The sequence below is a fragment of the Acinetobacter sp. YH12102 genome, from assembly GCF_013419125.1.
Taxonomy (GTDB): Bacteria; Pseudomonadota; Gammaproteobacteria; order Pseudomonadales; family Moraxellaceae; genus Acinetobacter; species Acinetobacter pseudolwoffii.
Genome location: NZ_VPAS01000034.1, coordinates 1 through 7,907, shown reverse-complemented (window position 1 = coordinate 7,907; position 7,907 = coordinate 1). Strand labels below are relative to the sequence as shown.

Genomic DNA, 7,907 nt, shown 5'->3' with positions numbered 1-7,907 from the left:
TACGTGTATTCATTTCTATCATTTAATCTTAATTCTGTTAGATTAATGATAATACTATCATTTAATTATCACATTAAGTCTAATGATAGAGGTTGTATGCGATTTGGCTCTTTATCATTCAGCTATACTCTTTTGATAAAAAAAGCATAACTAAAAGCCATGCCTTGGGAATTCGTATAACGTGTATTATGTTAATTTTAGGGAAATTTAAGAATCTCTATGCAATGGTTTATTCAATATTCTTTGATTTCTTATCTTTTAGGTTAATCAGAAATAGCCAATAACATAAGCCAGGAAATAGAGCCATAAAGATAGTCCATGTATCTGTATACATCTTCCACCACTCTTTCGAAATTTCTCCTGTGTGACTCCATCCAAAAAGAATAAAAAATGGAGTAGCAATAATTATAGAGGCAATACAGATAGTTAATAAATTAAGACGGTTATAACGATTTAAAAGAACTGAGAATATGAAGCTGAAAGGTACAGTCAAAATAGAATAAGCCAAGTAGACAAGACCGTGCCCTACAAGAACCACTAAAATCGAGTATAGGCTGTATTCCTGATTCATTACGATAAACAGGACTGCTGTAAAAAAAAGTAGTGGTAAAGGAGAAAGTAAGAGAGCTTTTACTATTTTTTCATTTGAGTATTTCACTAATTTAATTCTCTTATCTACTCAATAAATAATAATACTATAACGATTTTAACATAATGGGCGTTATACGAAATGAAAAATAAATAGTGTTATATTTCAAAAAGTTATGCTATGAGAAATCGGGGACGCAAACCCAAAAAGCTGACTTGGAAACAAGTCGGCTTTTTTATGAGCGGTTTTGATATATTGCGCCAATAAAATTGATTATTTTTTAATCAAATTGAGAATTTTTTCAATGTAAGCAGACTTCCCAGAGCAGAAAGTATCCCCAATTTCTGCGGATAAAAAGGGGACAGTTTTTAGCCGGTCTTGTACGCATATGCTCACAACAATTCCGGACTTTTGCAGCTATACGACTTGGCTGCAATTTCATATGATGGATTCATCAGGAACAGGAAGTTCCACACAATAATAAAAACAACGATACGCACAAGGACAGTAAGGTACGACAGGAGTTATACCGAGCGAACCAATACGAAAAACCCTGACAGGATGTCAGGGTTTTTTATTATCAAATCGTAATTAGTTAATGGTATCTGATTGGTTTTGATTAATAAATTTAATCAACGTATCCTGAATAAATTCTTCCAACTCAATACCTTGTTTTTTAATTAAGCTTTCTAAAGTTTCAATTATTTCATGGTCTAATTCAAACGAAACTTCTGATGAGGTCGCCATTAATAAATCGTAGTTGCTTTCTACCATTTTTCTAAAGACTTCCTCGGGATTATTCTTTAATGGCACGTTGAAAGACAGTCGGAGGGAGCTGTTAATAATTTCAACATGTGTATATCCAAGATGTTCTGTACTTTTTCCGACAAATCCTAAATGCTTCATAATCATTCTTAAATATAGTGATAGCGAATAGCCCTTAATCGAGAGCTATATAGATCAAGCTAGGCTTTCTTTTACAAATTGTGGGTCAACAATAAATAATCGAATAAGTGATGTTGCTGCTCCTGAGGGTCTTCTAGCACCTTGTTCCCAAGATTCAAGTGTACGTCTTGAAACACCCAGAAGCTTAGCAAACTGTTCTTGTGTCAGCTGGGCCTTTCTACGAGCTAATGCCACATCGGTCTCAGTGATTACAGTTCTTTTAGCAGCATTATTAGCAAGCATATCATCTATGCCTTGTAAGATTTCTGCTTCAATATCTCTTGTTGCTTCAAAAGCTTCGAGTTCTTTTTCAGTCATTAAACGAGTCATTTAATTTCTCCACCAATGCTTGAAGAGTTTTCTTACTAAGCTGTACCGTTTGCTTTTTACTGTACAGGGTTAATAACCAAATCTCTCCATTTATTAAACGATTAAAGTAGATGACTCTGACACCACCACTTTTACCTCGACCACCGCTCGTCCATCTAATTTTACGAATGCCACCTGAATTAGGCTCTACATCTCCAGCTTCAGGATTTAATGCCAAAAATGTTTTGAATTCTTCGTATTCTTCCTGAGTCCAATAAACAAGACAGTATTTAGTAAATAATGGGGTTTCACATATTGTATACATTGCTTGTATTCATACTACCTTGTAGTAATTTATTTTATACTACTATGTAGGATTTTTAAATACTGATTTTTAATTTTTAGTGTGAGCTAGATAAGGAAAGTTCTTATATAATTCTAAAGGAAAGAATATCAGACACGTATAAATAAGATTCTACGTGATGCTATGTTGAATGAATTAAAAAATCATCTGTAACCTTATAGGATTCAAGAAAATGTATTACTTTGCAGAGGATCCCTTCTAGGTAATGTTACCTAGGAGGAACAATGAAAAAACTGAAATCTCAGTATCAACAATCTGTAAAAAAATCACACCCTAATGATTATTTCTATAAACGCTTTCCTAATGTAAAAAGTGTTTATCATAAAAAATTCAGTACACAGCAAGAGAAAAGCTTTTATTGCATGCATTGCATTGAATATAAAGATTACTCTCTTAAAATTCGTGTAGCGCGTGGTCCTGGTTTAGCTCAAGCATGGGATGATCTTCCAGCATATGTCTACAAAGTTGCTAAAAGCTGGAAACATAATTCCAGAAGAAAGCATCAGTACTACAAAGAACATGAGCAACAGTAAAAGAAATGAGGGATTTACTCCCTCATTTTTTGTATAAAACTCAACCTAAGATACTGATTATTATTAATAATTAAAGATTTTCCATCTTTAAAAGAGTAGAATTCATAAACTCAAAAATATTGAAATTGTATTTTGTTCACTTGATGAAATGAGTATTAAACCCTATGAAAAGAGATGAAATTTTAGGACACGACCCTTCTGAAAAAATCATTTTTTGCTTTCTTTTTGAAAATGATGAAAAGGTTATCTCGCTGTTCGTTCGCTATTCAGATGAAAATACGATGAATATTGCAAAGCAGTCAGTCACTTTACATAGCCTATTTTGGAAATCAGATACGAGTGCACAAAATTTGAAGGAATTATTTGAAACTGATCCTTCTTTAGTAAATTTAGGCGTAGAGTTTTGGGCAGAATTTTTTTCAGATCAATAAAAAATTTCCACTAGGCTTCAATAATGTGAAAGGACCGCTCCATGAATAACAAACTATTTGATCATCTTGTCCTTTCACTAAAAGAAGCAGGTGCCATAAAACGTGACGAAATTCAGGCAAGCCAAGCCACAGACCTTAGGCTGCCTGACTCTAAAGCAGGGTGTGAAAAAATGGGATTAACCCAAGTAGAGTTTTCTATACGTTTACATCTCAGGAAAAAAACCAACAGAACTGGAAGTAAATTTAAATAACTTAAAAAGTGTTAACTTTTAAATTAAATGTTTATATAAAAAAACTATCCAAAGAATTATAAATTAAATAACATCCGATCACGCTCATCTATCAAATATTTATCCATCTGAGCAATCAATTTTGCCCGAGCCTGTTCATCGTCTTCGGTAATTTTTAGCATACAGGATCCGATTAAAATTTTGCGTCTGGTATCATCCTTTCGTGCCTGTTCTTTCTCTTTGGCTTTTTCTCTTGCCAGTGCTGCCTGTCTTTGAGCCTTAAGCTGTTTTAGCTTCTCTTCCTGTGCTTTAATCTTGCTGTCTAAAGTTTCAGTCACACTCATTAATCCAATACCATCATCCTAGGAAACCATCCCTAACATAAGCGCACTTGAATCTGCATTCAAGGTGCGATATGTATAGTAATGTTTTCCTCGAAGAGCGCACTTATGCAAACTTCGTTTGCAAGTCCGATTGGGGTCTCCCCAATACCCCGACAACCGTATCCACGGTTGTATTTCACTACGTGAAAATTTAAAAGCGAAAAACAGGCATGGCGATTTACCACTTTTCAGTCAAAACCGTAGCACGATCTGCAGGGCGTTCCGCCACTGCTGCAATCGCCTATCGTGCAGGTGAAAAGATTTATTGCGAACGTGAAGGCCGGGAACATGATTACAGCCGAAAAATCGGTGTGGAACACAAAGAGATTTACTTACCCGAAGGCGCACCAGAGCATTTAAAAAACCGGGAAAAACTCTGGAACGAAGTAGAGCAACGGGAAACCCGGAAAAATTCCACAGTCGCCCGGGAATTCGAAATTGCCTTTCCCAGTGAACTGAACCAGGAACAACGCCTGGCCATGCTCGAAGATCTATGTTCTAGCATTGTGGACAGACACCAGGTGGCGGTTGATGCCTGTATCCATGCACCACATACCGGATCCGGCAGTGATGAACGCAATTATCACGCACATATCCTGATGAGCACACGCAAACTCACTCCGGAAGGCTTCACCGAGAAAACCCGGGAACTCGATCAGAAACACAGTGGAGAAATCGAGCACTGGCGCGAACACTTTGCCGATATCTGCAATATGCACCTGGATATGGCCGGATCCACCGCCCGAGTCGACCACCGCAGCTACAAAGACCAAGAGAATGGTCTGGAAGCGACTTTGCACGAGGGACCGAAAGTCACCGAACTGCGCCGGAAAGGGATTAAGACCGAAATCAGCCGAAGCAATGATGAAATTAAACAGAGAAATCAGGCTCAGCTGCAATACGGCAAAAATATGGACATGCTGATTGCTGAAAATGAGATAAACCTCAGCAAATTGAAAAAAGAACAGCAGATTCAGATCGAACATAGCGCTAAAACGCCACCAATCGACGAAAAAGCCCTGTTTGAGCAAAAACAGAGGGAAACCCTCGTTCAACTGCTCAACGGCCAAATTAGCGCAAAAGACGCGAATCTAGACCTGGATTTCATGCAACGTAATCTTAAACAGGCCGAAATAACCCTGATCAAGCAGCACAAACATCAAAACGAGTTCAATCAGCAGCTTGCCCAGGAGATCGTGAAAAGCGGACTCAAGCAAAGTCATGACAAATTGCAAAGCCTGGTCGATCAACACAACGAATTAGGCCAGAACAAACCCTTACTGTTTGGCAAGAAAGCCTGGGAAGCCCAACGTGACACGATTTACCAAGAACACAAAAAACTAAAAGGCCAACATGAGCATCAGAAAAAACATGGTGTGAAGGAATTACTGCAAAACGATGCTTTCAAAGAACATGCCTGGAAGAAATACCAAAAACAGCATCCGGAGAAAGCCAAGCAATACCAGACCCTCTACCAGTCCTACAAGGTCATTAAAAAATGTGTGGACGAGATCAAAACCGAACAGCAGATGAAACTTAGACAAGAACAGCTCAAAGCACAGCAACATGCGCCTAAAATGAAATCTCGTGGCATGAGTCGATAAACAGAGCGAGTGTCTACGAGCGAACTGAGAAAATTTGCCCATCCCTTTCCCTGATTACAAGCTCCCTATCCATCAATCACCTGCATAGCAGAGCATCCCGCATGGGTGCGAACTTTCCAAATTGGCTTCCCAAACCGAGCGAAGCGAGTAAAAAAGCTTATGAGCGAAGCGAATTCCGAGCTGCTTTTGATCTTGCTTTTGCTTTTCTCAAATTCACGGAAATATTTACCCAAAAATTGCCCCGACGAATCGAGCGAAAGCGAGATTCAATAGAGTTTGAGCGAAGCGAAAACCAAGGGCAATTTTCATGAATTTTCTTTTTTATTTTATATTTATAATATTTAATATTTGAAGCATGTTTTCTTTTTCATTTTCAATAGATTATGGTGGTATAAACATAGGTTTTATCCGTTTCAAACATAGGTTTTATCCGTATAAACATAGGTTTTATCCGTTTCAAACATAGGTTTTATCCGTTTCAAACATAGGTTTTATCCGCATAAACATAGGTTTTTATTTTACTATTTAAATGAGTATTGTTATGATGATTCCCTAAGTGAAAAATTTTTCTAGATTTTGGTAAATCCATATAATATTTATAGGGAAATAAGAATGAGCCGTTCAGAAAATTTAGACATGTCGATTCTTGTCTCTAAAGCAAATGATTTAGTAAAAGCTCATTATAAAATGACTGTTGTTGAGCACAGATTGTTCAATATTGCTTTATCAAAAATTCGTTCTAATAAGATTACATTAGATAATAATGTACCAATTACCATTTCAGCTCATGAATATGCAGATCTTTTTTCAGACACCATAGATGGCGGTTATAAAGCCCTTAGAACGGCTGTAGATACTTTATTTGAACGCCAGTTCACATTAGAGCGAGAAATCTCAAATACTAAAAAACACGTTAGAACATATAGATTTATTCAAATGAAGGGATATCTTGAAGGTGAAGCTAGAATTGAAATTCAATTTGCTAATGACGTCTTACCATTTGTAAGTGAGCTAGCTAATAAATTTACTCAAATTGATCTTCAACATACGGTTGATTTAAGCAGCCAATATGCCAATCGCTTATATGAAATTCTTAAAGAAGTGCAGAACTATAAAGAGCAAAAAGTTTTTCTAGAGTTGGACGATCTTCGATCTAGGTTCGGTATCGAAAATAAATATAAAACTATGTCAAATCTAAAAGACAATGTCCTGGACTTAGCTGTCACTCAAATAAATAAGAGCAAAGCCTGCGATATATATAACCTTCAATATACTAATAAGAAGGCAGGGAAAAAAATTATAGGATTTGAGTTTACCTATAAAATTAGAAAGCAACCAAAGAAGTCAGATATAGCTATACAACCTATAGTTTTAAAAATGACTGATTCGCAACGTTATCTTTTTGCTAATAAACTCTCTGAGCTTACCGAGATGAATAAATATTCTCAAGGTACAGAAAGTTACTCTCAATTTGCTGTTCGCATTGCCGAAATGTTGCAGGATCCACTTAAAATTGAAGAATTACTGCCATATCTAAAGAAAGTAGGATTTAATACAAAATAAACTTCATGTTCAGATTGGATGTTCACATGAACATCCTTGTACACGCACTGAGGGATTACATTGAACACAACAAAATTCAGCGTCATGGATGCAAGTAAAGCCTTTAAAAAATCACGTACAACAATATATGAGGCTTTAAAAAATGGTGAATTATCAAGAGATCATGATGGTCTTATAGACTTATCTGAACTTATCAGAGTTTATGGCAATCCAGTCGGTGTTCAGTCCAGTACACGTACTGAACAAGTTCAGAAGGATGTACAAGTACACGTTCAATCTGAGGTTGAAAGTGTATTAAAAGATCAAATTTCTTTACTCAAAAATCAGTTAGATTTAGCAAATCAAAGAGAAAAGTCTTTGATGCAACATATTGAAGATCTTACTCATAGAATTGAGTTTAAAGGCACCTTAGAACAGCCAAAACAAGAAAATATTAATAAACTAAATGAACCTACTAATTTGAATATAGCAACAAATCCTCGGCCACAGACTGAGTCAAACTATGACGGATTGACTACTCCAGAGAACAAACGTATCCCTGTCCCTGAACACGTTGAGCCAGAACCTAAAAAAAGGGGCTTCCTGAGCCGTTTTTTCCTTCCTTATGGTTAACCAGTACTCCTGTTTTTTGATGAGCCAATTTCAGTGCAAGCACATGAAATAATGACTCCTCAAAAAACCGGATAATGTTTATTAAAACTGAATAAAACCGTGGAACTTTGCTCAATAAGTAAGCGTGGAACATAAAAAAAGATAAAAAAAACCCGAACAGGGATGTCCGGGCTATAAACTTGAAATTACAGCGTTGAATTTTCAAGAGAATTATAACGCTGTTATTCCCAAGTAGAAATGTCCTACCTAATAACCAAATAGAAATGTCCTATATGGACAATTCCAAGTCAAGCACAGGATTTAGATTTCGTTCTTTGATTGCTATTTTCTGTGCACGTCTGCTT

Annotated in this window: 10 protein-coding genes and 1 pseudogene; 6 read left to right on the top strand and 5 right to left on the bottom strand. The window is 36.4% G+C overall.

The features are described 5' to 3' along the window. Positions 1-229: 229 nt before the first annotated feature. The 4 genes from FTU42_RS14395 to FTU42_RS14380 form a co-directional block, all read right to left on the bottom strand. Positions 230-658: a hypothetical protein gene (locus FTU42_RS14395; protein WP_114629428.1), complete on the bottom strand. Its 429-nt coding sequence runs from the start codon at positions 656-658 to the stop codon at positions 230-232. A 522-nt stretch (positions 659-1,180) separates the two neighbouring features. Further along, positions 1,181-1,495, bottom strand: coding sequence for a hypothetical protein (locus FTU42_RS14390; RefSeq protein WP_180083683.1), 315 nt, complete (start codon positions 1,493-1,495; stop codon positions 1,181-1,183). Positions 1,496-1,549: 54 nt separating this feature from the next. Continuing rightward, complete coding sequence (locus tag FTU42_RS14385; protein ID WP_067724398.1) at positions 1,550-1,864, bottom strand: DNA-binding transcriptional regulator; 315 nt, start codon at positions 1,862-1,864, stop codon at positions 1,550-1,552. Further along, on the bottom strand, positions 1,845-2,168 hold the full coding sequence (locus tag FTU42_RS14380; RefSeq protein WP_180083680.1) for a transcriptional regulator: 324 nt from the start codon (positions 2,166-2,168) through the stop codon (positions 1,845-1,847). The genes FTU42_RS14385 and FTU42_RS14380 overlap by 20 nt, the downstream gene beginning before the upstream one ends. Before the next feature lie 263 nt (positions 2,169-2,431). Here FTU42_RS14380 and FTU42_RS14375 point away from each other — a divergent pair, with 263 nt between their 5' ends. The 3 genes and pseudogenes from FTU42_RS14375 to FTU42_RS14365 all read left to right on the top strand — a co-directional run. Then, positions 2,432-2,740, top strand: coding sequence for a hypothetical protein (locus FTU42_RS14375; RefSeq protein ID WP_180083676.1), 309 nt, complete (start codon positions 2,432-2,434; stop codon positions 2,738-2,740). Positions 2,741-2,904: 164 nt separating this feature from the next. Beyond that, positions 2,905-3,171: a hypothetical protein gene (locus FTU42_RS14370; RefSeq protein WP_180083665.1), complete on the top strand. Its 267-nt coding sequence runs from the start codon at positions 2,905-2,907 to the stop codon at positions 3,169-3,171. Positions 3,172-3,212: 41 nt separating this feature from the next. Then, positions 3,213-3,395 (top strand): annotated as a pseudogene (locus FTU42_RS14365) (transcriptional regulator); the annotation flags it as partial. Between the two features lie 83 nt (positions 3,396-3,478). On the opposite strand, the gene FTU42_RS14360 reads toward FTU42_RS14365, so the two are convergent. Further along, the gene (locus tag FTU42_RS14360; protein ID WP_180083670.1) at positions 3,479-3,745 is read right to left on the bottom strand and encodes a mobilization protein; all 267 of its coding nucleotides are present in this window, start codon (positions 3,743-3,745) and stop codon (positions 3,479-3,481) included. 209 nt (positions 3,746-3,954) lie between these two features. On the opposite strand from FTU42_RS14360, the gene mobQ reads away from it, so the two are divergent. From mobQ to FTU42_RS14345, 3 genes are all read left to right on the top strand, one after another. Next, positions 3,955-5,388, top strand: coding sequence for a MobQ family relaxase (gene mobQ, locus FTU42_RS14355; protein ID WP_180083667.1), 1,434 nt, complete (start codon positions 3,955-3,957; stop codon positions 5,386-5,388). Between the two features lie 612 nt (positions 5,389-6,000). Continuing rightward, positions 6,001-6,951, top strand: coding sequence for a replication initiation protein RepM (gene repM / locus FTU42_RS14350; RefSeq protein ID WP_005225810.1), 951 nt, complete (start codon positions 6,001-6,003; stop codon positions 6,949-6,951). A 60-nt stretch (positions 6,952-7,011) separates the two neighbouring features. Beyond that, positions 7,012-7,563, top strand: a complete 552-nt coding sequence (locus FTU42_RS14345; protein ID WP_257225601.1) for a plasmid replication DNA-binding protein — start codon at positions 7,012-7,014, stop codon at positions 7,561-7,563. Positions 7,564-7,907 lie beyond the last annotated feature (344 nt).

Excerpts from the sequence above, each read along its gene's own strand:
- FTU42_RS14390 (WP_180083683.1), bottom strand. The coding sequence starts at position 1,495 with ATGAAGCATTTAGGATTTGTCGGAAAAAGTACAGAACATCTTGGATAT.
- FTU42_RS14385 (WP_067724398.1), bottom strand. The coding sequence starts at position 1,864 with ATGACTCGTTTAATGACTGAAAAAGAACTCGAAGCTTTTGAAGCAACA.
- repM (WP_005225810.1), top strand. The coding sequence starts at position 6,001 with ATGAGCCGTTCAGAAAATTTAGACATGTCGATTCTTGTCTCTAAAGCA.
- FTU42_RS14380 (WP_180083680.1), bottom strand. The coding sequence starts at position 2,168 with ATGTATACAATATGTGAAACCCCATTATTTACTAAATACTGTCTTGTT.
- FTU42_RS14370 (WP_180083665.1), top strand. The coding sequence starts at position 2,905 with ATGAAAAGAGATGAAATTTTAGGACACGACCCTTCTGAAAAAATCATT.
- mobQ (WP_180083667.1), top strand. The coding sequence starts at position 3,955 with ATGGCGATTTACCACTTTTCAGTCAAAACCGTAGCACGATCTGCAGGG.
- FTU42_RS14360 (WP_180083670.1), bottom strand. The coding sequence starts at position 3,745 with ATGAGTGTGACTGAAACTTTAGACAGCAAGATTAAAGCACAGGAAGAG.
- FTU42_RS14375 (WP_180083676.1), top strand. The coding sequence starts at position 2,432 with ATGAAAAAACTGAAATCTCAGTATCAACAATCTGTAAAAAAATCACAC.